The organism is Streptomyces sp., assembly GCF_019510245.1.
Lineage (GTDB): Bacteria > Actinomycetota > Actinomycetes > Streptomycetales > Streptomycetaceae > Streptomyces.
On record NZ_JAEKKT010000127.1, the window covers coordinates 190,427 to 212,866 of the forward strand.

Here is a 22,440-nt window from a genome sequence, read left to right on the forward strand (position 1 = left end):
CCCGTCAGGGGCGCTGGGGGTGCCCCCGGCCGAAGGCTGGGGGAGGAACTGCGCGACCAGCCCCCACCGTCCCGCGCCGAACCACGGCCGAAGCGAAAACGGCGGCGCTCCCCGTCAAGTCCGGTGGTGGGGCGACTCCGGATCCGCACCCGGCACACCCGGCGAAGCCGTCGGCATCGGCGGATACGGCAACCCCATCCCGCTCGGCGGCGCCCCCGGCGCCGTCCCTCCGATCACCCGGTGCGGCGGATGCGGCCTCTTCGGCCGCCCCGCCTCCCGCAGCGCGTAGGCGACCGCGCCCAGGATCACTGCGGTGACCAGCGCCGCGGCCCACGCCGGCAGCAGGATCGCCCACGCCAGCCCGACGGCCAGCGCCACGGCGGCCCCGGCGTACAGGGCGACGGCGCCGGACGCGCCGTACAGCATGGCGGCGCGGCGCCGCTTGCGGCCCTGTTCGCGCAGTTCGTCCCGCACGGTCTCGCGCGCGACCTGTGCCAGCTCGTCGACCAGGTCCTTGTCCAGATGTTCGAGATGATCCAGGGGTTCCATACCGCTGCGGGTACCCGGACCGGAATGGACGTAACAGGAGATCACCGGAGGTGACGCCATCCCGGCCCGCGGCAACTAGGCTCGTGGCCATGGAGATTCTGGGCGCCTCCCTGCGCATCTGCGTCGACGACCTCGATACCGCGATCCCGTTCTACGAACGCCTCTGCGGCGGCAGAGCCCAGCGCTTCGAGCGCGGCGGCGTCCAGGTCGCCGCGGTCGGCTCCTTCCTCCTGATGAGCGGACCGGAGGCGGAGCTCGAGGTGCTGCGCAAGGTGGCCGCGACGATCGCGGTGCAGGACGTCGACGCGGCCCACCGATTGCTGGACGACCTCGGCGCCCGCGTCCTCGCGGGGCCGGTGGCCACGCCGGCCGGCCGCAATCTGCTCGCGATGCACCCGGACGGCTCGCTGTTCGAGTACGTCGACCAGCACAAGGGCTGAACCGGGGCCGGTCACAGGCCCTGCGGCCGCATCCGGAAGTCGTACCGGGCGGGCAGCGGCTCGTCACCGAGCCGCGCCCACAGCCGGCCGAGCGCGTCCGACCCCTCCCGCAGGTCCGCCACCTCGAACCCGGTGTCGAACACGGCCTGGGCCGCGGCCCGCCGTCCCTCCGCGAGCAGCAGCTCCGCCTCCAGGAGCCGGAACCGCCCGCGGTCCCGGATCGCGGGGTGCAGCGCCTCCCACACGGCGCGGGCCTCCGCGACCCGCCGTACCCGCAGCAGCGCCTCGACGGCCTCGCGGCCGAGCGCCGCGCAGGCCGCCGTCCAGGTCTCGCCGTCGTCGGTGGGGGTACCTCCCACGCCGTTCAGGCAGTGGGGGAGCATGCGGCACAGGTCGTCGAAGGCGTCCGCGAACCGCTCGGCGGCCCGCTCGTGCTGTCCGTACTCCTGGTCGGCGACGGCGAGGCAGCGCAGCAGCGGCCAGAGCGAGGGGGCGAGCGGCAGGGCCCGCTCCCAGCTGCGGACGGCCTGGGCGCGGTCGCCGGCGTGCCACTGGGCGACGCCGAGGTGGTACTCGGTGTGCGGGGTGGCCGGGGCGGTCTCCAGCATGTCCCGCCAGTGCGGGGCGACCAGGGTCGGTCCGGGCGGGCGCACCCGGCGGGGGTCGGGCAGGGTGCCGGTGCGCAGCAGCTCCCGCCAGGGAGCCTGCTCCTCGGTCAGTGTCGCTTCGGCGAACGGCGTGCCGGGCAGCTTCCAGTCCGCGCGCAGCACTTCGAGGGCGCCCCAGCCGGAGCCGGTGGCGAGGAGTTCGCCGGGTTCGGTGTCGGCGTACGGCTTCCAGGCGGTGTGGACGGCGTCCAACCCGGCGCGCGGCAGGACGAGTTCCAGCCGCTCCTCGACGCTGTCCGGCGAAGCCGCCGACAGCGGTCCGTACGCCTCCAGCCAGGAGACCTCGCTCTCCGCGTCGAGACGGACGTGCTCCAGCTGGGTGCGGGTCAGTCCGGCCTGGATCTCGCGGTAGCCGCCGGTGCCGGGTCCGCCGAGCCACTCCTGCCAGCGCCGGCCGCCGGGGCCGGACCCCCACACGAACTGTTTCCGGCCGCGCAGTCCGTCGGTGGAGGTCTGCACCAGGCCGTGGCCGTCGGCGTCCAGCGCGGCGATCCAGCGGCGCCGCCCGTCCGGGATGTCGTAGAACCAGTCCGCCGCGTACGGCGGTTGGACGTCGTACGCCGGAACGGGCACCCGGTGCAGTCGGCGCTCGGGCCCGAACTCCCAGGCCTCCGCGGCCGGGACGACGATCCGGCGGTCCTCCGGTACGGCCGTGTTGGACCACCAGTAGGCCGGCACCGGGTGTTCGTGCGGGTTGCGGACGCGGACGCCGGCGTACAGGAAGTCGGAGCCGTCCGGCAGCCACAGGTCGACCTGGAAGGGCAGGTCGCGCAGCCGTTCCCACTCCCACAGCCGGAGCATCTCCCCGCCGTCGGGGGCGGGGACGCGGGCCGCGTGCAGCGGGGCGCAGGCGAGGGTGGTGTGGCCGGTGGCCCCGATGTTCCACTCGATGCCGCCGGCGAACCAGGCGCCGTTGAGGGCGAGGTTGGCGGGCTGGAACACCGGGTTGCGGTGGAGGAGTTCGCGGCCGGTGGGCAGGTGGACGAGGGAGGCGACGCGCCCGCCGAGGCCGGGCAGCACGGTGGCGCGCAGCCGGTCGTTCTCGATCACCAGGGCGTCGAGTGCGCGGGGCGTGCGCGCTCTGCCGTAGCCGTCGCGGATCCGCACCGGGAGGAGGCTGCGCAGCGGCTCGTGGCCGAGCCCACGGGCCATGTCCCGGGGCAGGTCCTCCCGGTCACGTTCGTCGACGCGGTGGCTCTCCTCGGGGAGGCTGAGCGGCGGGAGCGGGTTGTCCGGGCCCAACTCCGCCGCGGGCAGGGTCAGTACCTCACGTCGGATCCTGGTCACGATCACCATGGAACCCGGCGCCGGGTGAGCTGACCAGGGGAGCTGCCGGTCAGGATTGCGCAAAGGTCAGCCGGTGGTCCGCATCTCCGTCGTGATCGCCCAGCGTTCGTGGTCCCGCCAGGCCCCGTCGATGTAGATCATGTTCGGCGAGAAGCCCTCCAGCCGGAACCCGGCACCGCGGGCGAGCGCGATGGACGCGGTGTTGCCGGGCTGGGCGTTGATCTCCAGCCGGTGCAGCCGCATCGGCCCGAAGGCGTAGTCCACGACCAGGCCCATCGCCTCCCGCATCAGCCCGCGCCCGGCCGCGTGCGCGAACACGCCGTAGCCGAGCGCACCGCACTGGAAGCCGCCCTCGACGATGTTGTTGATGTTGATGAACCCGGCGATGGCGCCGTCGGCGTCCTTCTCGCAGACCAGGAACCCGGCCTTGCTGCGGTCCTCGATCAGCCGTCCCGCGTAGCCGGCGTAGGCCGCGTCCGTGGTGGGCGGGAACAGCCAGGGCTGGTGGAGGTCCTTGCTCTCCCGGGTGCGGGCGACGAACTCGGCGCCGTCCTCGTAGGTGTACGGGCGGATGCCCACGCGGGGACCTTCGGCGAGGTAGCGGGAAGCGGTGTGCGGCATCCCGACACCCTACGCGGAGCCACCTCCGGCGTCGCATGGAATACGGCCTGCGGAGCGCGCCGACGGCCCCGGTGGCGAGGCACGGCCCTCCGGGCGAGCCGTCAGCGCAGGGCAGGCTCCCGCAGGGTCAGCGTGCCCGCATCCGCGTCCACCTCGGCGGCGACCCCGAGCGGCATGGTCAGGGCCGCCTCACAGTGCCCGAACCCGAACTCCTCCAGCACCGGCACGCCGAGGCCGCCGAGCCGGTCGAGGAGCATCGGCCGTACCCGCTCGTAGGGCCCGCACCGGTCCCAGGAGCCGAGCAGGATCCCGGCGACGCCGTCGAGCCATCCGGACCGCAACAGCTGGGTGATGCTCCGGTCGAGGCTGTACGGCGCCTCGCCGACGTCCTCCAGCAGGAGCAGGCCGCCCCGCGCGCCGGTGCGGGTGTGCGGGGTGCCGACGCCCGTGGCGAGCAGCCGCAGGCAGCCGCCGACGGTGACACCCGTGGCCCGGCCGCCCAAAAGCGCGGCGCCCCGCGAGGGGATGGTGCGGACCGTCTCCGGGGCGAAGAGGGTGGCCCGCAGGTGTTCCTGTGCCTCGGTGCTCTTGACGAAGTCGGCACCGGCGGCCACCGGCCCGTACAGGGTGGCGAGGCCGAGCCGGGTCGCGAACGCCTCGTGCAGGACGGTCGCGTCGCTGAAGCCGACGAACACCTTCGGGCCGGCCGCCCGCATCGCGTCCCAGTCGAGCAGGTCGACGAGGCGCTGTGCGCCGTAGCCGCCGCGCGCGCAGAGCACGGCGGAGACGGACGGGTCGCACCAGGCCCGCTGGAGGTCGGCCGCGCGCTCGGCGTCGGAGCCCGCGAGGTATCCCAGGTCACCGTCCGTGGCGAGCACGTGGGGCGCCGCCACCGGGTCGAGGTCCCAGCCGCGCAGGATGTCGAGGCCGGCCTGCAGCCGCTCCTCCACCACCGGCCCGCTCGGCGCCACGACGGCGACCCGCGCGCCGGCGGCGAGTCGCGCCGGGCGTGTCAGTTCGGTCACTTCACCAGCTCCAGCTCGGGGATTCCGGGCACGTCCAGCCCGAACACCTGAGCGTACAAGCCGAGCTCCGCCTCCAGCGCGGCGACCATGGTCTCCGCGCGCCGGAAGCCGTGGCCCTCGCCCGCGAAGGTGAGGTACGCGTGCGGCACGGGGCGGCCGTCGAGCCGGGCGAGGAACCGCTCGCACTGCGCGGGCGGGCAGATCACGTCGTCCAGCCCCTGGAGCAGCAGGAAGGGCGCCGTGAGCCGGTCGGCGTGCTCGCTGGGCGACCGCTCGACGTACCGCCCGGGCACCTCGGCGAGCGGGCCGATCAGGGATTCCAGGTAGCGGGACTCGAAGTCGTGGGTCTCCCCCGCGCCCCAGCTGGTGAGGTCGAGGACGGGGTAGGCGATGGTGCCGCAGGCGTAGACGTCGGTGCCGGTCAGGGAGGCGGCCGCGGTCCAGCCGCCGGCGCTGCCGCCGCGGATCGCGAGCCGGGCGCGGTCGGCGGTGCCCTCCTCGGCGAGGGCGAGCGCGACGGCCGCGCAGTCCTCGACGTCGACCACGCCCCACTGCCCGCGCAGCCGCTCCCGGTACTCCCGTCCGTATCCGGTGGAGCCGCCGTAGTTGACCTCGGCGACGCCGATGCCCCGGGAGGTGAAGTAGGCGATCGCCAGGTCGAGGACGAGCGGTGTCCTGCTGGTGGGGCCGCCGTGCGCCCAGACGACGTACGGCGGCAGCTCGCCCTCGGGGGCGCGGTGGCCGGGGTGGCGGGGCGGGTGGATGTGGGCGTGCACCTCGCGGCCGCCGGGTCCGGCGAAGGTGCGGACCTGCGGCTCGGGGTAGTAGGCGGGGTCGACCGCGTCCTGGTGGGGGGTGCCGACGACCCGGGCGCGGCCGGAGGCGGTGTCGAGTTCGACGACCTCGTGGGCGGTGCGCGGGCCGGCGCCGACCGCGATCACGCGGGTGCCGTGCGCGGCGAGGGTGGCGGAGAACTCGGTCCACGGTCCGGCCGCGTCGGCGAGCTCGCCGGTCTCCGGATCGAGTATGCCGAGCGTCATCGCCCCGCGGCCGTGCAGGACCGCGACCAGCCCGTTGGCCAGCGGTGCGAACCAGTTCTGGCCGAGCCGCCAGAGCGGGCCCGCGAACTCCTCCTCGCGCGGGCACAGGGCCACGTCGTCGCGGTACAGGTTCCACCAGCCGCTGCGGTCGCTCGTGTACAGCAGCCGGTCGTCCGCGGACCACTCCACCTGAGCGACGGCCTCCGTGGGACCGCCGGCCACGGTGCGGACCGCGTGCAGGACTCCGTCGCCGCCGACCTCGCCGACCAGCAGTTCCGTGCCGTCCCACGGCATCCGCGGATGGTCCCAGGCGAGCCAGGCGGCTCGCCGCCCGTCGTGCGAGAGCCGCGGCCCGGTCACGAACCGGTGCCGTCCGTCGGTGAGTTCGCGTACGGCGGCCCGGGCGTCGGCGGCCGAGCCGTCCAGCGGCACGGCGGCGAGCACCCGGCGTACGTCGGTGGGACCGTCGCCCGTGAACTCCTCCAGGACGCACCAGACTTCGGACCGGTCGAGCAGCAACTGCGGGTCGGCCCACCGGGGTCCGGGCGGGGTCAGCGGCCGGGGCGCCTCGCCGGGCCGGTACAGGTAGAGCCGCTGGTCGTCGAAGTGAACAAAGACCAGCAGCGGTTGCTCACCGCCGTCCGGTACGGCACCGGCCCAGGGTCGTCCGCCGTACTCGATGACCCGGCTGCGCACGTTCCACGGCGCGGGCAGCACGGACTCCCCGGTGGAGCCGCGGACCAGGGTCCTGCGGCCGCCCTCCGCGGGCCGCGGTTCGGTCCACCAGGGCTCGTCGCCGACGAAGCCCACCCACTCGGCGAAGCCGTCGTGCGCCGCCGCGAGGGCCGCGTCGACGGGTGAGGGCCATGAGCCGTACGCCTTCGTCTCCACGTGCTCTCCTCATCACCTATGCCGTGCGCAGGAAGCGGTCCAGGACCTGGACACCGAAGTGCAGGGCCTCGACGGGGACGCGTTCGTCGACGCCGTGGAACAGGGCCTGGTAGTCCAGGTCCTCGGGGAGCTTGAGCGGGGCGAACCCGTAGCCGGTGATGCCGAGCCGGGAGAACTGCTTGGCGTCGGTGCCGCCCGACATGCAGTACGGCACCACGTGCCCGTCGGGGGCGAACTCCTCGACGGCGGCGCGCATCCGGGCGTACGTCGGTGAGTTCAGCGGTGCCTGGAGGGCGACCTCGCGGTGGTGGAACTCCCAGTCGACGTCGGGGCCGGTGAGGCGGTCGAGGGTGGCGCGGAACTCGTCCTCGGTGCCGTACAGGTAGCGTCCGTCGACGAAGGCGACGGCCTCGCCGGGGATGACGTTGACCTTGTAACCGGCGTTCAGCATGGTCGGGTTGGCGCTGTTGCGGATGGTGGACTCGACCAGCCCGGCGGCCGGGCCGAGCTTGTCGAGGAGCACGTCGACGTCGGTGAGGTCGGGTTCGATGCCGTAGAGGGCGGCGAGTTCCGTGAGGGCGGCGGTGACCGTGGGGGTGAGCCGGAGCGGCCAGCGGTGCTCGCCGATGCGGGTGACGGCGGCGGCGAGGCGGGTGACCGCGTTCTCCTTGTTGACCTTGGAGCCGTGCCCGGCCCGGCCGCGCGCGGTGAGCTTGAGCCAGGCGGTGCCGCGCTCCCCGGCGGCGACGGGGTAGAGGTGCCGTCCGGTGCCGTCGTGGAAGGTGAAGGCGCCCGACTCGCCCACGCCCTCGGTGCAGCCCTCGAACAGTTCGGGGTGGTGCTCGGCGAGGAACCCGGAGCCGTCCTCGGCGCTGGCCTCCTCGTCGGCGGTGAACGCGACGACGATGTCCCGCCGCGGCCGCACCCCCTCCCGGGCCCAGGCCCGCACCACGGCCAGGATCATCGCGTCCATGTTCTTCATGTCGACGGCGCCCCGCCCCCACACGACCCCGCCGCGGACCTCCCCCGAGAACGGGTCGACGCGCCAGTCGGCGGCCTGCGCGGGTACGACGTCGAGGTGGCCGTGGACCAGGAGCGCGTCCGCGGTCGCGTCCGTCCCCTCGACGCGGGCGACGACGTTGGTGCGCCCCGCGGTCCGCTCGAGAAGGATCGGCTCCAGGCCCGCTCCGGCGAGCCGCTCGGCCGCGTACTCGGCGGCGGGCCGCTCCCGGCAGTCGCCGCCGCCGAAGTTGCTGGTGTCGATCCGGATCAGCTCGGAGGTGAACCGGACGACCTCGTCCAGTGCCTGCCCGTCAGCCATACTGCTCCTCCACCGCGGCCGAGACGATCGTGGTGACCGCCTTGAAGGTGCGGATGCCGTCGTACATGGTCCCCTCGGTGTACGCCACCTTCCGCTCGCCGACCTGGTCCACGCCGGGGACGACGGTGGCGGCCAGGGCGAGGTGCTCGGCGTCGAACTCCAGGGCGATCGTGAACGGTCCGCCGGACACGGGCTCGTGGCGCACCGCCAGCGCGGTCGCCTCCTTGGCGGCGGCGCGGATGTCGGCGGCGGTCCGGGCCGGCGTCCGGCACACGGCCGCATACCTCGACACGTGGTCCTTGACGGCGACCTTGCGGGCCTCGGGCGCGTAGCCGAGGGCGTCCTCGCAGGCCAGGTCGTCGCCGGTGACGAGGACGACGGGGACGCCGTACTCGGCGACGACGTGCGCGTTGAGCAGGCCCTCGCTGGCCCGGACGTCGTTCAGCCAGACGCCGGTGACGGAGTTCGGCAGGTAGGTGTGGGCGAGAACGCCTTCCATGCCGGCGCCGGTGTGGTAGCCGACGAAGGCGATACCGTCCACGTCACCGTGCTGGACGCCCTCGACCATGGACAGCGTCTTGTGCCGGCCGGTGATCATCTGGGCACGGTCGTCGAGCTGCTCCAGGAGCAGGTTGCGCATGCTCCAGTGGGCCTCGTTGATGAGGACCTCGTCGGCGCCGCCGTCGTAGAACCCGAGGACGGCGGCGTTGACGTCGGAGGTGAACATCGGCCGGCACCGCTCCCACTGCGGCGCGCCGGGCAGCACGTCGCCGGGCCAGGTCACCCCGGTGGCGCCCTCCATGTCGGCGCTGATGAGGATCTTCATGGACCGTCACGTTACGCGCCGGAGGGGACCGGGGCCACGGTGCGCACGGCGGGTCGGCCGCCGTGCGGTCCGCTCCCTCAGTTCTCGCGCCCCGCCAGCACCCACCTGGACGGCAGGACGATCCGTTCGCCGTCCGGGGCGGCCTCGGTGGTCGTCAGCGGGAGTTCGCCGCTCGCGAGGACCGCGAGGCCCGCGTTGCGCAGGTACTCCGGGACCGCGGCGTCGGCGACCTCGCCGGGGGCGATGCCGTGCCGGAAGATCGGGGCGAGCTTGGGCGGCGGTCCCGAGGGGCTCTGGGCGAGACCGCCGAGAACGGGCCGGGCGGCCTCGGAGAGCTCGACGAGGAACGCCCGGCCGCGGCTGCCGACGAGGGTGGCGATCGCGTCGATCACCGGCTGCCGGTCGGCGGGTTCGCACTGGTGCAGGACACCCCGCATGTAGAGGTTGGCGTCGCCCAGCTCCGCGTGCAGGGCATCGGCCTCGCTCTTCTCGGCCGCGTCGAGGACCCGGTACCGGGCCTGTCCCGCGGGATCGGCGCGCCGGGCGTGGTCCAGGGCGGCCTCGGATATGTCGGCGCCCAGGACACGCGGAAAGCGCTGCGCGAGGTAGCGGGTCTGGGTGCCGTTGCCGCAGCCGAGGTCCACCAGGGGCAGCCCCGGGTCGGTCAGGTGGGCCTCGAAGAGGGCGACGTGGACCGCGGCGGTCACGTCCGGTTCGGCGTCCCAGAACACCGCCCCCGGTTCTTCGGGGGCTTCTTTCCAGAAACCCTCCCAGGCATGCCGGTACCGACTCGTCACGCTCATGGCCAACTCCCCAGGGTGGAACCGCAGATGACCGCCGTCACTGACGCGTCAGTACGGTTTACCCTGCGCGGGTTTCGGCCACAAGCGCCCGGCGTGTTCCTTCACCACACGTTCGGCGAACGTGCGCCCCCCGGGTCAGCGGCGCCGCAAGCCGAGTTCGAACCAGACGGTCTTCCCGGCGGCGGTACGGCTGGTGCCCCACTCCCGGGCCAGGGTGCTGACCACGCGCAGGCCGCGCCCGGCGTCGGCGTCGGGGCGCGCGCTGAGCAGGGTCGGCAGGGTGTGGTCGTCGTCATCGACCTCGCACAGCAGGGTCTCGCCGCGGATCAGCCGGAGCTGCACCGGGCGGCCGTGGGAGTGCCGTACGGCGTTGGTGACGAGTTCGCTGACCATCAGTTCGGCGGGATCGGCGAGCCTGGCCAGGCCCCACTCGTGGAGCTGCTCGCGGACGACGGCGCGGGCCCGGCGGACCTCGGCCGGGTCGGGGGCGAGCCGCCACTCGGCGACGTCCTCCGGCTCGATGCCGTTGAGGCGGGCCATCAGCAGGGCGACGTCGTCCTTGCGGCCGCCGCGGGTGTTGAGGGCGCGGATGATGGTGTCGCAGGCGTCGTCCATGGAGGCGGCCGGGTGGGCGGCGGACTCGCAGAGGGTGGCGAGACCGACACCGATGTCCTCGCCGCGCATCTCGACCAGTCCGTCGGTGCACATGACCAGCCGGTCGCCGGGTTCGACACGCACCCGCAGCGACTCGAAGGCGACCCCGCCGACGCCGATGGGCGCCCCGGTGGGCAGGTCGAGGAGTTCGCTGCGCCCGTCGACCGCCCGCACCAGGACCGGGGGAATGTGGCCGGCGTTGGCGAGGTGCAGTTCGCTCTCGATCGGGTCGTAGACGGCGTAGAGGCAGGTGGCGAGGTAGCCGTCACCGAGGCGCTGTGCCAGGTCGTCCAGGTTGCGCAGGAGCTGGGCGGGCGGCAGGTCCAGGGCCGCCATGGTCTGCACGGCGGTCCGCAACTGACCCATCATCGCCGCCGAGTTGAGCCCATGGCCCATCACGTCGCCGACCACCAGGGCGGTGCGGGCGCCGGGGAGTTTCACCGAGTCGAACCAGTCGCCGCCGACGCGGCCGAGCAGGGTGCCCGGCAGATAGCGGGTGGCGATGTCACAGCCCGCCATGCGCGGCGGGATGTGCGGCAGCATGCTGTCCTGGAGGGTCTCGGCGACGCTCTCCTGGTAGGTGTACATGCGCGCGTTGTCCAGCACGAGCCCGGCGCGGGCGGCGAGTTCGGCGCCGGTGGCCCGGTCCATGTCGTTGAACATCTCGCGCTCGGGGTGGCGCAGCAGGATCATGAAGCCGAGCACGACATTGCGCGCCTTGAGCGGTACGACCAGCATCGAACGGCCGGTGATCAGCGGGCGGATGTCCCGCTTCTCGAACTGGGAGGCGATGGCGTGGCCCATCTCCTCGCTGATCCGCGGCACCAGGACCGGTTCGCCGGTGGTCATGCACTGGAAGAACGGGGTGTGCGCCGGGAACGGCATGGCTTCGCCGACGGGGACGACGTCGTCCCAGCGGCCGGGTTCGTCGGTGTGCTCCAGGGCGACCCGGTGCCACATGGTGGTGGTGTCGGGCACGCCGTCCGGGAACCCCTCGCCGGCGACGACCTGTTCGCGCAGGTAGGTGCCGGCGACATCGGTGAAGCGGGGGACGACGGCTCTGCTGACCTCGACGATGGTGCGGGACAGGTCGAGCGAGGTGCCGATCTTCCCGCTGACCTCGGTGAGGAATTCGAGGCGTTCGCGGACGGCGGCGTACTCCAGGTCCTCGCCCTCGTCGTCGGCGAGTTCGGCGGGCACCGGCAGCCCCTGCGCGGCGACCCGCGCCGCGCGCTCCCGGCGTGCCATCCGCTCGGTGCGCCGGGCGACGCCCCAGTCGGGGGTGACGGGCACCCGGTCGTTCTGGCTGAACTCCAGGATGGGGTAGCCGAGTTCGAGGACCTGGGCGACGATCCGGGCGCTTTCGTCGACGCTCATGCTGGGCAGGATCTCGGGGAGCCTGCGGGCCAGTTCCTCGGCGCCGGGGAAGTCGGTGTGCAGGGCGAAGCCGGGGGCGATGCGCTCGAAGGCGACGCCCTCGTCCTGCTCGGCGTGGCGCAGCCGCCCGGCGTCGGCGGCGAGCACCAGCAGCCGCTCGTCGCCCGGCCCGACCAGCGGGTACGCCCACCAGAGCACGTCGACCCGGTCGTGGTCGCGGTCCGGCACCGTGATCCGGGCGCGGCCGGCGGCCGGGAAGCTCAGCCGTCCGTCGAGGGAGGACTCCAGGTCGGGTCCGAGTCCGTCGTACGCCGCGTAGGCGCCGTACGGGGTGATCTCGTCGTCATCGGGGAGCGCGCCGGAGACGGGCAGCAGGTCGAGGACGGAGCGGCCGACGGCGTCCTCCTTGGCGGCGCCGAAGAGCCGCCGGGCGCCGGTGCTCCAGTGCGAGACGTCGCCGTCGCGGTCGACGACGACCACGGCCAGGGGGATGCGGCCCGACGCGCCGTCCCCAGCACCGAGGCCGGGATCTGTGTCCCGCTCGCTGCCATGGTCCATGGCCCAGGCCCTCTCTCCCCACGGCTCCGTAAAAGATCTGTGCCGCCCGTCACTACGGTACGGTGGCCGCCGGTCGCGATGTGTGGCAATCCTGGAATTGGTTTCACCGGATCGCACCGGCGCGCAGGTCCGGGCCCCCGTCCGGTGCGCGAACCGCGTCCACCGCGTACCGGTCGCCCCTCGCTCAGTCCTCGTGGCCGAGCTGGAGATCGCGTTCGGTGCGGCCGCCGCCGGCGACCTGGAGGACGGTGGCGACCGGCGGGTAACCGGCGGCGATGACGGTGTACTCGCCGGAGGACAGGTCCACGAACCGGAACGTTCCGTCGGCACCGGTGGTGAGGGTGTCCACGACGTTCCCGGCGGCGTCGAGCAACGTCACCCGGGCGTCCTCCACCGGCCGGCCGCCGCCGGCCCGGACCGTGCCCTTCAGCACGGCGCCGCCCGCGAGTTCGACGTTCTGCCGGGTCTCCCGGGAGGCCTGGACGGTGACCGGCAGAGCAGCCGGGCGGAAGGCGGGGGCGCTGGCGGCGAGGGTGTACTCGCCGGCCACCAGCTCGGTGATCACATAGCCGCCCTCGCGGCCGCTGCGGACGCTGGCGACGACCTCGCCGTGCACGTTGGTGAGGGTGACGGTGGCGTCCCGCACCGGGGTGCCGTCGGCGGTGAGCACGCTGCCCGCGAGCCGCCCGGCGCCGCCGAGGACGACGTCCAGTTCGACGGGCCGTTCGCCGACCGTCACGGAGACGGCCTGCGGCTGGTGGCCGCCGGCGGCGGCGATCAGGACGTACGACCCGGTGCCGGGCGTGGCCAGGGCGTAGCGGCCGTCCTCGGCGCTGGCGCCGCGGCCGATCTGCCGGCCGACGGCGTCGATGAGGGTGAGCGCGGCGCGTGGCACCACGGTCCCGTCGGGATGCTGCACCGTGCCGCAGACGGGGATCCCGGCGCCGGTGTGGGGCGCCCGGGCCTGCGGGATCGGGGCGTTGGCGGATGTCGGTTCCGTATCGGCGGTGGGGTGGGACACCAGCGGTTTCTCCTTGAGGAAGCAGGCGACGAGCAGGCCCAGCACGAGCACCGGGACCAGGTAGAGGAAGATCCTGGGCATCGCGTCGGCGTAGGCGCGGACGTAGGCGTCGCGCAGCGCCGGGGGCAGCGCGTGGACGAGCTGCGGGGTGAGGGACTCGGGGTCGGGCAGGCGGGCGCCGGCGCGGGCGGGCAGACGCCGGTGCAGGGCGTCGGTGAGCCGGTCGGCGAAGAGGGTGCCGAAGACGGCGGCGCCGACGCTGCCGCCGATCTGCCGGAAGTAGTTGTTGGCGCTGGTGGCGGTGCCGAGGTCGGCGGGCCGTACGGAGTTCTGCACGGCGAGGACGAGCACCGGCATCACCATGCCGATCCCGGCGCCGAGGACGGCCATCCAGATGCTGTACTGCCAGCGCGGGGTGTCTGTTTCGAGCCGGGACAGCAGCCACATCCCGGCGGCGGACAGGCCGCCGCCGAGCACCGGGTAGACGCGGTAGCGCCCGGTGAGGCTGATGAGCTGTCCCGCGATGATCGAGGCGCCGACGATCCCGCCCATCATGGGCAGCATCAGGAGCCCGGACCCGGTCGCCGAGGCGCCGTCGACCATCTGCAGGAAGGTGGGCAGGTAGCTGGCGGCGCCGAACAGGGCGATCCCGACGACCAGTCCGACCAGGCCGGTCACGTTGAAGACGGAGTCCCTGAACAGCCGCAGCGGGATGAGGGGTTCGGCCGCGTGGTGCTCGGCGACGGCGAACAGCACCCCGGCGACGAGCGCACCCGCACCCAGCCCGAGGATGACGCGCGAGCCCCAGGCGTACTCCGTCCCGCCCCAACTGGTGAGCAGCACCAGGCAGGTCGAGGCGGCGGCGAGCAGCAGGGTGCCCAACACGTCGAAACGGGCCCGGACCTGAGGCTTGGGCAGCTTGAGCACGAGCGTGATGACGGCGAGCGTGACCAGCCCGAAGGGCACGTTGACGTAGAAGCACCAGCGCCAGGAGAGGTGGTCGGTGAAGTAGCCGCCGAGCAGGGGCCCCGCGACGGAGGCGAGACCGAAGGCGGCGCCGATCAGGCCCATGAAGCGGCCGCGCCGCCGGGGCGGCACGATGTCGGCGATGATCGCCTGCACGCCGATCATCAACCCGCCCGCGCCGACGCCCTGGACGGCGCGGAAGGCGATCAGCTGGTCCATGCTCTGCGCCCGTCCGGCCAGCGCGGACCCGACGGCGAAGACGAGGATGGCGAACTGGAAGACGCCCTTGCGGCCGACGAGGTCGCCGAGCTTGCCGTAGACGGGGAGGCCGACGGTGGAGGTGAGCAGGTAGGCGGTGATCGCCCAGGACATCCTGTCGAGGCCGTGCAGCTCGCCGACGATCTTCGGCAGCGCGGTGGCGACGATCATCTGGTCCAGTGCGGCGAGGAGCAGGGCGAGCATCAGCCCGAAGAACACGAGCCGGGTGCGGCGCGGCCCGACTCCGGAGACCGGGGCGGGTTCCGGCACGGGGGCGTCCGCGGACACCGCGGCCGGTTCCTCGTACTGCACCAGCGTCGTTCCGCCCACGTACCGCTCCCCTACGTCGCGCCTGCGCACAATTGCCGCCTTATTTCCCGTAGGGCGACAACTGCGAGCAAGCGCGACGAGTTACGGCACGAGACCGACCGGCCCGGAGTTCCACTCGAACCGGTGAGGGAGCCAACGCCCCCTGTTCATCGGGACGTTGCCCAGCTCCTGCGAACCGGTACTACTTCTCCACCTCGGCGGCGAGCTTGCCGAGCACCGCGTCGTAGATCCGGCCGAGGCCCTTGGGCGCGAAGGTCTTCTCGAAGAAGCCGCCGATGCCGCCGGCGCCCTGCCAGGTGGTGTGGACGACGACCCTGGACTTCCCCTCGCCGGCCGGGGTGACGCGCCAGGTGGTGACCATGGAGGAGTTGCGGTCCTTCTCGACCAGCTCGCCGTCGGTGGGCTCGCTGACCTCCAGGAGGCAGTCCCGGACCCGCTTGCTGGTGGCCTGGAGCTTCCAGTGGACGAGGGTGCCCTCGCCGTCGCCGCCCTCGCGCACCTCGTACTCGCTGAAGTGTTCGGGGAGCAGCTTCGCACGCGTGCCGCTGTAGTCGGCGATCGCGTCGAACACCGTCTCCGCGTCCGCCGCGACGACCCGCTCCGTAGTGGCCTCGACCTGCGCCATCGCTTTCCTCCAGCACCTGAGTTCTCGGGGTTGCGCCAAGCCAACCACCCCGGCGCCCGGCCGCCCAAATCGGGGTGCCGTAAGCGGTCGGAAACGTGATCGGAAACGGCGTCCGCGCGGTCTCCACGGATCGTTCGCACGATCATGGGAACAGATGTTCTATTCTGTGGGCAGTGCTACCGAGGAGGCGACGTGCGCTGGGAGAACCTCACCGAGGAGGCCGATCACGGCCGGGCCGGGGCCGCGGGAGTTCCGGGGGATCACGTTCCACGAGGTGCGGGCGCGGTCGATCATCGACCGGGTGCCGGGCGCCTCGCGGATGCCGTTCGAGTGGACGGTGAACCCGTACCGGGGGTGCTCGCACGCGTGCGCGTACTTCACTGCATGACCCTATTGAGCCCGGGAGGGCAGATGCTCAGCACTCCGAACGCGGACAAGGCCTGGAAAGGCATGACAAGGTCATTCCCGACCCCGGAGGCGCCCGGCCAGTATGCCGCCCCGGACAAGGCGGAGAGGACGGCTTACGCCGTGCTGCTGCACGGACCGGCCGCGCGCTCAGGCGGCACCGACGACGCGAGTCAGTGGCTGCTGCTGCGCGACCGCACAGCGAAACGCCAGTAACCGACACACCAGCAGCAGCCACACGTCAGGGACGCGTCAGTCACCCAAGACGCCGTCGAGGTAGTCCTGCGCGGCCCGCACAGGCCGCGCGGAACCAGCCTGCGGACAATCGCCCTGCGCGGCCCAGACGACCCCTGTGACTGCCCTGACGCTCACCGGGGCGTCTCCGTGTGCGCGCTCGGGCCAGCGCAGGCCGTAGGCGTAGAGGTCGAATCCATGCAGGATCCGACGCTCGGCTGGATCGGCTCGGTCCGTACGGATAGTGATCCAGAACCAGAGGGGGAGGTTGACGAGGAAGACGGCGCGCCAGGAGGCGCCGAGCAGGTCGGCGTGGGTGAGGACGCCACCGAGCGCGGGACCGGCGACGGCAGACAGCCCCATGACGGGACCGATCATGCCGAGAGCCTTGGACAGTTCGGTACCGGTGAACATGGCGCGGATCAGCCCGAACGTCTGCGGGATGATCGCGGCCGCGGCGGCCCCTTGCAGGGCGCGCAGGATGATGAGAACGGTGGCGTCGGGAGCGAGCGCGCACGCCAGGGAGGTCGCGGCGAACGCGATGACCCCGGTACGAAAGACGCGCTTGCGGCCGTGGATGTCGCCAAGGCGGGCGCCGGTGAGCAGGCCGAGAGCGAAGGCGAGGGTGTAGGAAGCGCTGAACCACGGGATGGTGGCAGCCGCTCCGCCGAGATCGGTATGGATGACAGGTGCGGCGACCTGGACGATCGTGGCGTCGAGCAGGTTCATGGCCTCGGCGGCAAGGAGTGCGGCGAGCGCAATCCAGCGCCACCGGTACGGCGCGGGAGCGTCGGCGGGGGTGCCCGGTGCGACGGGCGCGGCGGCGGGTGTGCCGGTCGTGCGAGACATGCGGTCTCCCTGGGGATACGGGTCGTGACGGGCCGGTGACCACCGTGCCCACCCACCCGCACCCGCTTCCATTTCTTCGCAGTCGATGTGTGATTACTTCCATTCAGATAAGCTAATTTGCTGGATATGCTCGTACTGGATGATCTGGACCGAGGCCTGATCCATGCTCTGCAGGTGGACGCGCGGGCACCGTTCACGCTTATTGCCGAGATCCTCGGCTCCTCGACGCAAACCGTCGTCCGCCGCTACCGCCGCCTGTACGCGCAGGCCGGGCTGCGGGTGGTGACGCTGCCGACATCGCGCAGCGCGGGCACGCACCAGTGGTTCGTGCGGCTGACGGCCGCGACGCGCAGCGCGCACGACATCGCGGTGGCGCTCGCGCGCCGGCCGGACACCTCGTGGGTGAGGCTGACGTCCGGCGGCACCGAGATCGTGGCGATCATCCACACGGCACCGTCCGGTCCGGACGCGCACGCGCTGCTGCTGCGCGACATCCCGCGCAGTGCCGGGATCACCTCGGTCTCCGCGCACTACCTGCTGCACACCTACCTCGGCGGGCCGACCGCATGGCGGGGGCGGGTGAACGTGCTGGACGAAGAGCAGCAGGACCGGCTAGGCGCCGAACGGGACACAACCGGCGTCAGCGGGCGAGCCGCGCACCCTGGGGAAGAGCCGTACCTGCTGACCGACGCGGACTGGGTGTTGCTGGACGCGTTGCGCGAGGACGCACGGGCCAGCTACGCAGAACTGGCGGCGGTGACCGGCACGACGGCGTCGACAGTGGCCCGCAAGCTTGCCGAACTGCGGGCACGCGGCGCATTGTTCTTCGACGTGGACGTGGAGCCGGCGGTGGTGGGCATCACGGTGTCGGCTCTGCTGTGGATGCAGGTCGCGCCAGCGCACCTGGAGGCCGTGGCCACCGCCCTGGCGGGCCACGAGGAACTGGCGCTGGTCGCGGCGACGACCGGGCCGACGAACCTGGTCGCGCACGCACTGTGCCGGGACGCAGAGGCGCTCCACGCGTACCTCACGCGGCGCGTGGCATGGGAAGCAGTGGCACGCATGGAAACGGCCCCAGTACTGCGCACATACAAGGCAGCGGTGGCTCTGCGGACACCCTGACTCGCCTCGGTTCCGGTGGAACGGTCGGTTACGACGACACCCCCGCCCGCCGCACCGAATGGGCTGGGGAACCTGCGGCAGACCCGGACGTCAGGGTGAGCTTCAGTCCTTCGGCCTCTCCCCGCCAGCCCTCCTCGAGGGCACGCTTGCGACGAGCGAGGAGGTCTTCTTCCAGCTCGTCCAGGCGTCTGGGACACGACGCGAGGAGTCGTCACGAGGACGACACCCAACCCTGGAGACAAGCGCCCGGACGCCGAGCACAACCGGGACCAGGCGTGGGCACGGCTGATCCAGAATCCCTCGGGCGGCCGTCGGCTTCCCTCGCGCAGCAGTGCCTCCCCGGGACGGCTGGTGGACATCGCGCGGAACTACGACCGCGTCTGTCAGCGGGCCGAGGTGCCCTGCTGCCCGACACCACCGACGCTGACGTGCTTGCCGCGCTGCTGGTCGTCCGAATGCCGCGCGAGAAGTTCGACCACGACGAACTCAAGCTCACCTCTCTCGCCCGCACCAAAAAGATCACCTGGGCGCGTATCGCCCGGACGAGATCCCCTGCTACCTCGCCTGTGCACCGGCCGGCACCGGCACCGCCGAGCTGGTACGGATCGCCGGGGACGCGCTGGGCGATCGAGGAGGTTTTCCAGGCCGCGAAGAACGAGTGCGGCCTGGATCAGTACGAAGTCCGCCGGTATCCGGGCTGGTACCGGCACATCACCCTGGCCATGCTCGCCCACGCCTTCCTCGCCGCCATGGCCGCCGCCGCGGGGGCGGAAAGGGGGGCCGCAGAATCGGTTCCGGCGATCTTGCCCCGCTCACGGTGGCGGAAATCCGCCGACTCATGGCAGTTGGCCGCCCCACGCTGACGCTCATCCGGCGCAGACGCCACGCACTGAACTGGTCTCTCTGGCGCCGACGTCACCAGGCCACCGCACGCCGCTGTCACTACCGCCGCCGCACCCGAAGTCACGAACTCCCGCCACCTGACGAAACATCAGCCAAGTACGCTCATGAACACGTCCCTGACCAGCAGAAATAGCGGACTGCAACTGGAGTATCAGCGCCTCACGTACTGGTTTTCAAGTTCCTGCTGGTGCCCGGGACAACGGAGGAAACCTCCTGTCCTGGGTCGGGCGGTGTCACTCCCCGGGGTGAAAAGGCTGCGCTGCAGGAACCCGGTCGCGGGTTCGAGAGTCCGAACAGGCACGTAGCGGGACTGTCGAACGAGTGGTGTAACTGGGGCCGTTGAGGTTACTGGCGGGCCGCTGACAGGCGGCCGGCGAAGGTGATGTCGAAAGCTACGTTGTTGTCCAGGCCGCGAAAGCCGAGGTCCGCCAGGGCACCGAGGCCGGCGGCGGGCAGGTGGGCCAGGATGTGGCCGTGACGGGCGGCGGTGTTGTCGTGAGTGCGGCCGGGCCGAGCGGCGGATATCCGGATCAGGCGTCCCCTCTCGTCGGTCAGGGCGAGGAAGCGCAGGCCGTGATGGTGGTGTTCACCGGAGTGGTTACGCCGGTCGGCCTTTCCGGTGCGGCGTCGGGTGGCGATGAGGGTGCCGTCGATCAGGACCACCTCCCCGCCCTGCTTGGCGACCTTCTTCAGGGCGCGGTCCAGGCGAGGGGCCTGCGCGGCGAGGAGGGCGAGCCACCCTGACCGTATCGCCTTCAGATGGCGTCGCAGTAGATCGGCGAGGTGGTTGACGGTACGCGTGGACAGCGGCAGACGGCACTTGTAATCAAGCGGGCAGGTGTCCTCGGCGACCGTCACGGCAGCCCTTTGACCTGCGTCTTCAAGTGGGCGGAGGCTCAGTCATCCTCGTTTCCCCCTCTCCGACTCGAAGCAGCTCCGCGGCTGTCTCCACCGGGCCCCCGCCCCGGCCGTCCCGGCGCGCCGGCAAAAACGCGTAGTTGAGGCGGGCGAACGAGGTTCGCCCGCCGGGTGCTGGGGCTGTCCGAGTCGGCGTACTACGCGCGCAAGAAGCGACCGAAGTCGGCCCGACGCGAGCGTCGACCGCCAGCCCTCCAGCCGGTCCCGGGCGGCGTACCAGCGCTGCGGGCCGGCGAGGTGGTGGACGGTCTCGTGCCCCAGCTCCAGCAGGTACTCGGTCGCCGTGCGCGCCATCAGGTCGGCGCCGCCGCCGACGGTGAGCGTTTCGGGTGTGGACAGGGGCGGCGCCCCGACGAGGACGGGTACGTCGCCGCGGGCGGAGAGGTCCTCGCCGTTGCCGTCGTCGATCGGCTCGGAGATGACGACGCCGTCCACGCTCTGCTCGAGGAGCGAGTCGACGGCACCGGCGACGCCCGTCGGATCGCCTTCCAGCGCCGACCAGCACCGGCAGGTCGTACTGCGGTCGCGACATACTGGGGCCGTACCGCGGCCTCGTACAGCCCCCTCCTGCGAGTCCTGACTGCCGGTCAGCCGAACAGGCGCCGCTGGATTTCCCGCCGGTAGTCCTCCAGGGTGCGGTCGAGGTGTACGGCGGTGGCCTCGGCGGCCTCGTCGGGTCGGCCGTCTCGAATGGCGCGGTAGATCGCCTCGTGTTCCTCGACCGCTGCCGCGGTGCCGTCACCGAAGGAGTCGTGGATGCCGATCGCGCTGGACTGGCGTTGCAGCCGACGGGCGTCACGCACCGCGCTGCCGAGGAAGGTGTTGTGCGAAGCGGCGGCCACCGCCGCATGGAAATCGTCGTCGGCCTGGTTGAAGACCTCGACCTCGCCATGGGTGTACCCGTGCCGGCACTGCTGCATGGCGACCTCGATCGTGCGCAGTTCGGCGGGCGTGGCACGGGTGGCCGCGAGCCGGACGGCGGCCATCTCCTGGACCCTGCGGAACTCGAACAGCATGAGCACGTGATCGAGGTCCACGGGCCGGAAGAAGCCGCCCCAGCGGCTGGTGATCAGCATGCCCTCGTCGTCCGCGACGAACAGCCCGCGTCCCTTGTGCGCCCGGACCCGGCCGAGCGCCGAGAGGATCTTCACGGCTTCCCGGACCACCGCCCGGCTGGTGCCCAACTGCTGGGCCAGGTCGTTCTCCGTGGGCATCCGGTCTCCGGGGACCAGGCGCGACTCGGCGATGAACTCGAGGATCCGCTCCGCCACGACCTCGTATCCGGGGCGGTAGTCCCGTCGCTCATCCGATCCGTTCATCACTGCCGCCACGGCGGGCGTGTCCTTCATGTGTCCTGCCTCCGGGTGACTGCGACGACGGCGACTGATCGGTCTTGGAGCCGAGCTCATCGTACCCCAGGCCTCAATAAGTAGTACTCATCTGCCACATGCCCGGTCGCATCTCGACGTAAGAAACGACCACTAAGTGCCCATTTACGCATTTCTGGAACCCGAAGGAGCTGATCTCGCGCGCGCTCCGCCTCCCGAAAAGCCGTACATACCCCTTGACTCGAACTTCGATATGGCGGCTAATTTCTTCCGCGGCGGTACCGACAGAGCCGTCAGCAGCCTCACGCACACCCAGTGGAGTCGCTCATGTCCGTCTACAAGCCACCGGCCAACCAGGAGACAGGGACCAACGGGAGGCGTACCGCGTTGCTGGCCGGATGCGCCGCCACCGTGCTGCTCACCGTGGCCGCCTGCGGCAGCGGTGGCGGCACCGGCGGTACGACCAACAAGGACGGGTTCGCCCAGGCCGCTCAGAACGGCGGGGCGTTGACCGTGTGGGTGGACGCGACCCGCATGGACGCCGCGAAGCAGTACCAGGCGCTGCACCCGGGCGTGAAGATGGACATCGTCAGCTACGACGGCGACGCCAACGGGTCCAACTACCTTCAGACGAAGATCCAGTTGTTCAACCGCACGGGCAAGGGCTGGCCGGACGTCGTCTTCAGCTCCCAGAACAACGAGGCGAGTTGGGCCGTCGACGCGGGCTTCGCGGCGCCGCTGAACAAGGGACTGATCCCGGACACGACGCTCAGCGGGTTCGCCAAGGGCGCCAACGACGTCTGCACCGTCAACGGCACCGTCTACTGTCTGCGCAACGACCTCTCCCAGGCAGTGCTCTGGTACAACGCGCCGCTGCTGAAGAAGTTCGGCTACACGGTGCCGACGACCTGGGAGGAGTACCAGGCGCTCGGCGAGAAGGTCGCCAAGGAGCACCCCGGCTACCTCGTCGGCGACGCGGGCGACTCCTTCACCCCCGAGATCTACATGTGGGCGAGCAAGTGCGGCGCCAACCACATCACCGGCCCCAAGTCGGTGTCGGTGAACACCACCAGCGAGGCCTGCACCAAGATGGCCAAGCTCATGGACGTACTGATCAAGAACAAGTCCATGTCGATCAGCGGCGTCTTCAGCACCGACTTCGCCAAGAACGAGGCCGACAAGGTCCTGCTCATGCCGGGCCCGGCATGGTACGGCGGCGCGGTCTTCAAGGACGGCCTCAAGACCCCGGCCAAGCAGATCTCAGTGGCGCCCATACCGCAGTGGCAGGGCGAGACCTCACCAGCCACCGGCAACGTCGGTGGCGGCACCTGGCTGCTGTCCAAGCACTCCGCCCACATCAAGGCGGCCACCGACTTCCTGAAGTGGGTCACCACCGACAACGCCTACCAGGGCGAGAAGGC

General features: G+C 71.9%; 18 protein-coding genes and 3 pseudogenes. 6 read left to right on the forward strand and 15 right to left on the reverse strand.

Annotation, left to right across the window (positions count from 1 at the left end):
• Positions 1 to 114 precede the first annotated feature (114 nt).
• On the reverse strand, positions 115 to 549 hold the full coding sequence (locus tag JF597_RS15505) for a phage holin family protein (RefSeq protein ID WP_293994532.1): 435 nt from the start codon (positions 547 to 549) through the stop codon (positions 115 to 117).
• Between the two features lie 89 nt (positions 550 to 638).
• Here JF597_RS15505 and JF597_RS15510 point away from each other — a divergent pair, with 89 nt between their 5' ends.
• Positions 639 to 989 carry a VOC family protein gene (locus JF597_RS15510; protein WP_293994535.1) on the forward strand — a complete coding sequence of 117 codons (351 nt, stop codon included), beginning with the start codon at positions 639 to 641 and terminating at the stop codon, positions 987 to 989.
• An 11-nt stretch (positions 990 to 1,000) separates the two neighbouring features.
• On the opposite strand, the gene JF597_RS15515 is transcribed toward JF597_RS15510, so the two are convergent.
• From JF597_RS15515 to JF597_RS15560, 10 genes are all read right to left on the reverse strand, one after another.
• Positions 1,001 to 2,953 carry a DUF5107 domain-containing protein gene (locus JF597_RS15515; RefSeq protein WP_293994537.1) on the reverse strand — a complete coding sequence of 651 codons (1,953 nt, stop codon included), beginning with the start codon at positions 2,951 to 2,953 and terminating at the stop codon, positions 1,001 to 1,003.
• Positions 2,954 to 3,010: 57 nt separating this feature from the next.
• Entirely contained in the window at positions 3,011 to 3,565 is a 555-nt protein-coding gene (locus tag JF597_RS15520; RefSeq protein ID WP_293994540.1) for a GNAT family protein, read from the reverse strand.
• 101 nt (positions 3,566 to 3,666) lie between these two features.
• Positions 3,667 to 4,590, reverse strand: coding sequence for an LD-carboxypeptidase (locus JF597_RS15525; protein ID WP_293994542.1), 924 nt, complete (start codon positions 4,588 to 4,590; stop codon positions 3,667 to 3,669).
• A complete protein-coding gene (locus tag JF597_RS15530; protein ID WP_293994545.1) occupies positions 4,587 to 6,521 on the reverse strand; it encodes a prolyl oligopeptidase family serine peptidase in 1,935 nt (644 codons plus the stop codon). The genes JF597_RS15525 and JF597_RS15530 overlap by 4 nt, the downstream gene beginning before the upstream one ends.
• Positions 6,522 to 6,537: 16 nt before the next feature.
• Positions 6,538 to 7,842 (reverse strand): M20/M25/M40 family metallo-hydrolase, encoded by a 1,305-nt coding sequence (locus tag JF597_RS15535; RefSeq protein ID WP_293994547.1) that lies wholly within the window; start codon positions 7,840 to 7,842, stop codon positions 6,538 to 6,540.
• On the reverse strand, positions 7,835 to 8,668 hold the full coding sequence (locus tag JF597_RS15540) for a M55 family metallopeptidase (protein ID WP_293994550.1): 834 nt from the start codon (positions 8,666 to 8,668) through the stop codon (positions 7,835 to 7,837). The genes JF597_RS15535 and JF597_RS15540 overlap by 8 nt, the downstream gene beginning before the upstream one ends.
• A 77-nt stretch (positions 8,669 to 8,745) precedes the next feature.
• Positions 8,746 to 9,471 (reverse strand): methyltransferase domain-containing protein, encoded by a 726-nt coding sequence (locus JF597_RS15545; RefSeq protein WP_293994553.1) that lies wholly within the window; start codon positions 9,469 to 9,471, stop codon positions 8,746 to 8,748.
• Between the two features lie 135 nt (positions 9,472 to 9,606).
• On the reverse strand, positions 9,607 to 12,060 hold the full coding sequence (locus JF597_RS15550) for a SpoIIE family protein phosphatase (RefSeq protein ID WP_293994555.1): 2,454 nt from the start codon (positions 12,058 to 12,060) through the stop codon (positions 9,607 to 9,609).
• A 184-nt stretch (positions 12,061 to 12,244) separates the two neighbouring features.
• A complete protein-coding gene (locus JF597_RS15555; protein ID WP_293994557.1) occupies positions 12,245 to 14,635 on the reverse strand; it encodes an MFS transporter in 2,391 nt (796 codons plus the stop codon).
• 181 nt (positions 14,636 to 14,816) lie between these two features.
• On the reverse strand, positions 14,817 to 15,260 hold the full coding sequence (locus JF597_RS15560) for an SRPBCC family protein (protein ID WP_293994559.1): 444 nt from the start codon (positions 15,258 to 15,260) through the stop codon (positions 14,817 to 14,819).
• Between the two features lie 192 nt (positions 15,261 to 15,452).
• Here JF597_RS15560 and JF597_RS15565 point away from each other — a divergent pair.
• Positions 15,453 to 15,636 (forward strand): annotated as a pseudogene (locus JF597_RS15565) (radical SAM protein); the annotation flags it as partial.
• 35 nt (positions 15,637 to 15,671) lie between these two features.
• Complete coding sequence (locus tag JF597_RS15570) at positions 15,672 to 15,881, forward strand: hypothetical protein (protein ID WP_293994561.1); 210 nt, start codon at positions 15,672 to 15,674, stop codon at positions 15,879 to 15,881.
• Between the two features lie 36 nt (positions 15,882 to 15,917).
• On the opposite strand, the gene JF597_RS15575 is transcribed toward JF597_RS15570, so the two are convergent.
• Positions 15,918 to 16,748 (reverse strand): MFS transporter, encoded by an 831-nt coding sequence (locus tag JF597_RS15575; RefSeq protein ID WP_293994564.1) that lies wholly within the window; start codon positions 16,746 to 16,748, stop codon positions 15,918 to 15,920.
• Between the two features lie 126 nt (positions 16,749 to 16,874).
• Here JF597_RS15575 and JF597_RS15580 point away from each other — a divergent pair, with 126 nt between their 5' ends.
• Both JF597_RS15580 and JF597_RS15585 read left to right on the forward strand, forming a co-directional pair.
• Complete coding sequence (locus JF597_RS15580) at positions 16,875 to 17,870, forward strand: AsnC family transcriptional regulator (RefSeq protein ID WP_293994569.1); 996 nt, start codon at positions 16,875 to 16,877, stop codon at positions 17,868 to 17,870.
• Positions 17,871 to 18,408: 538 nt separating this feature from the next.
• Positions 18,409 to 18,854 (forward strand): annotated as a pseudogene (locus tag JF597_RS15585) (IS701 family transposase); the annotation flags it as partial.
• Between the two features lie 264 nt (positions 18,855 to 19,118).
• Here JF597_RS15585 and JF597_RS15590 read toward each other — a convergent pair.
• The 3 genes and pseudogenes from JF597_RS15590 to JF597_RS15600 form a co-directional block, all read right to left on the reverse strand.
• Complete coding sequence (locus JF597_RS15590) at positions 19,119 to 19,631, reverse strand: transposase family protein (protein WP_293994572.1); 513 nt, start codon at positions 19,629 to 19,631, stop codon at positions 19,119 to 19,121.
• A gap of 222 nt (positions 19,632 to 19,853) precedes the next feature.
• Positions 19,854 to 20,189 (reverse strand): annotated as a pseudogene (locus JF597_RS15595) (transcriptional regulator); the annotation flags it as partial.
• A gap of 89 nt (positions 20,190 to 20,278) precedes the next feature.
• Positions 20,279 to 21,040, reverse strand: a complete 762-nt coding sequence (locus JF597_RS15600) for an FCD domain-containing protein (RefSeq protein ID WP_293994574.1) — start codon at positions 21,038 to 21,040, stop codon at positions 20,279 to 20,281.
• A gap of 306 nt (positions 21,041 to 21,346) precedes the next feature.
• Between JF597_RS15600 and JF597_RS15605 the strand changes: the two genes are divergently transcribed.
• Positions 21,347 to 22,440: extracellular solute-binding protein (locus JF597_RS15605; protein WP_293994577.1), on the forward strand; the 1,094-nt coding region annotated here is incomplete at its 3' end.

Excerpts from the sequence above, each read along its gene's own strand:
- JF597_RS15505 (WP_293994532.1), bottom strand. The coding sequence starts at position 549 with ATGGAACCCCTGGATCATCTCGAACATCTGGACAAGGACCTGGTCGAC.
- JF597_RS15510 (WP_293994535.1), top strand. The coding sequence starts at position 639 with ATGGAGATTCTGGGCGCCTCCCTGCGCATCTGCGTCGACGACCTCGAT.
- JF597_RS15515 (WP_293994537.1), bottom strand. The coding sequence starts at position 2,953 with ATGGTGATCGTGACCAGGATCCGACGTGAGGTACTGACCCTGCCCGCG.
- JF597_RS15520 (WP_293994540.1), bottom strand. The coding sequence starts at position 3,565 with ATGCCGCACACCGCTTCCCGCTACCTCGCCGAAGGTCCCCGCGTGGGC.
- JF597_RS15535 (WP_293994547.1), bottom strand. The coding sequence starts at position 7,842 with ATGGCTGACGGGCAGGCACTGGACGAGGTCGTCCGGTTCACCTCCGAG.
- JF597_RS15540 (WP_293994550.1), bottom strand. The coding sequence starts at position 8,668 with ATGAAGATCCTCATCAGCGCCGACATGGAGGGCGCCACCGGGGTGACC.
- JF597_RS15545 (WP_293994553.1), bottom strand. The coding sequence starts at position 9,471 with ATGAGCGTGACGAGTCGGTACCGGCATGCCTGGGAGGGTTTCTGGAAA.
- JF597_RS15550 (WP_293994555.1), bottom strand. The coding sequence starts at position 12,060 with ATGGACCATGGCAGCGAGCGGGACACAGATCCCGGCCTCGGTGCTGGG.
- JF597_RS15560 (WP_293994559.1), bottom strand. The coding sequence starts at position 15,260 with ATGGCGCAGGTCGAGGCCACTACGGAGCGGGTCGTCGCGGCGGACGCG.
- JF597_RS15570 (WP_293994561.1), top strand. The coding sequence starts at position 15,672 with ATGCTCAGCACTCCGAACGCGGACAAGGCCTGGAAAGGCATGACAAGG.
- JF597_RS15575 (WP_293994564.1), bottom strand. The coding sequence starts at position 16,748 with ATGTCTCGCACGACCGGCACACCCGCCGCCGCGCCCGTCGCACCGGGC.
- JF597_RS15580 (WP_293994569.1), top strand. The coding sequence starts at position 16,875 with ATGCTCGTACTGGATGATCTGGACCGAGGCCTGATCCATGCTCTGCAG.
- JF597_RS15600 (WP_293994574.1), bottom strand. The coding sequence starts at position 21,040 with ATGAAGGACACGCCCGCCGTGGCGGCAGTGATGAACGGATCGGATGAG.